The organism is Candidatus Frackibacter sp. WG13, from assembly GCF_900114655.1.
Lineage (GTDB): Bacteria > Bacillota > Halanaerobiia > Halobacteroidales > Acetohalobiaceae > Frackibacter.
The window spans coordinates 1-1747 of record NZ_FOTT01000045.1 but is presented as its reverse complement, the minus strand read 5'-3'; the positions used below and the strand labels follow the sequence as shown (position 1 = coordinate 1747).

Genomic DNA, 1747 nt, shown 5'->3' with positions numbered 1-1747 from the left:
TCTTCATCCATTCTTCTTAGTCTAGCCGCTGTACTTGCTCCGCCGGCTACACCACCAATAATTAGTATCTTTTTAGCCATTAATTTAACCTCCTTTATTAATTTCGATAATCTGTTCTTACCATTTCCTTCTTTTAATAAAAATATTAGTTTGCAATGCATAGTTAAATTTATAATTAGTTATGTGTAGTATTTATATATTAAGATATTAAGATATAAATGTCAAGATATAAAGCTCAAGGTTGTTCACAAATAAAGCGAGCAACCTTGAACTTTAATTTATCTTAAAACTATTTAAACTTCTTGCACAGTTAATTACTAACGTCCAAAAATTTCGCATTAATTGTGCTAGAAGTCTTATTATGCAATTTGTTTATTTTTAAAATTCTTTTGCTTAAATGAAGAGGTTTAAATTAGCACCTTCTGCAGAATTTAAATAAGTTGCAACTCCACCTAATTCTACTCCATCAATTAACTCTTCTTTCTTAATTCCCATAACATCCATTGACATCTGACATGCTACTAAATTAACTCCTGCTAACTTGGCTTGACCAATTAAAGCTTCTAGAGAATCTACATTCTTATTCTCCATTACTTTACGCATCATCTTCCGACCCATGCCCATCATATTCATCTTAGAAAGCCCGAGTTTTTTACTACCACGTGGCATCATAGAACTAAACATCTTATCCATAAATCCTTTTTCTACATCAACATATTCATCTTTTCGCAGTACATTTAAACCCCAGAAAGTAAAGAACATCGTTACCTCCTTACCCATCGAAGCAGCACCATTAGCAATAATAAATGAAGCTATTGCTCTATCTAAATCATCACTAAATACTACTAAAGTCTTTCCATCTGGTCTATCATAGGTAGACTTTGCCTCAGTAACTGCTGTGGTTTCACCAGCACTGCCTTTCTTAATCAAAGCAACAATCTTACCAACCTCATTCTTGACGTCTAATAAAGTATTTCCTGTATTATCACACCAAGATTCAATATCAGCTCCAAAAGCAGGATCAGTAGCTGTTACTTCTACAATATCACCTGTCTCTAGTTCATCCATCTTGCGGTATACCTGCATAATTGGACCAGGACACTGCAATCCACAAGCATCTAGTTTAACAATATCATCTAATGAATCATTAGCTCTCATTTTAGCTATCTCATTTATCTGCTTTTTAACTTCTTCTTTAGATTCTTTACTATTCTCTTCACTAGAGCCATTATTTGTGCTCATATTATCACCTTTTCTAGTCTCTTCATTCTGTTTAACTGCTTTGTAAAGTCGATATCCACCACTTAAATTTCTTACTCTATTAGATGTAAACCCATTCTGCAACAAAATTCTAGTTGCAATATAACCTCTTAATCCAACCTGACAATAAAGAACTATATCTTTATCTGTCGGCAACTTATTTAAGTTATCTCTTAATTCATCAAGTGGAATATGAGTTGAACCTTCAATAGCACCTAATTGATTCTCTACTTCTGTTCTAATATCTAATATAATAGTATTATCTAAATCTAAATCATCTATCTCCCACCAATGAATAACCTTCATATCTTCATTAATAATGTTACCAGCTGTAAAGCCAGCCATATTTACTGGGTCTTTAGCTGAGGAATACGGCGGTGCATAAGCTAATTCTAGCTCTTGCAAATCAAATATATTTCTTTCAAATCTAAGTGCAGTTGCTAAAACATCGATTCGTTTATCTACTCCATCACGACCTACGATCTGT

The 1747-nt window shown here is 33.2% G+C and carries 1 protein-coding gene; it reads right to left on the bottom strand.

Annotated elements, in window-relative coordinates; all coding sequences use genetic code 11:
• Positions 1-393 precede the first annotated feature (393 nt).
• The coding region (locus BM077_RS13505; protein ID WP_176941745.1) for a DsrE/DsrF/DrsH-like family protein at positions 394-1747 on the bottom strand (1354 nt) is incomplete at its 5' end.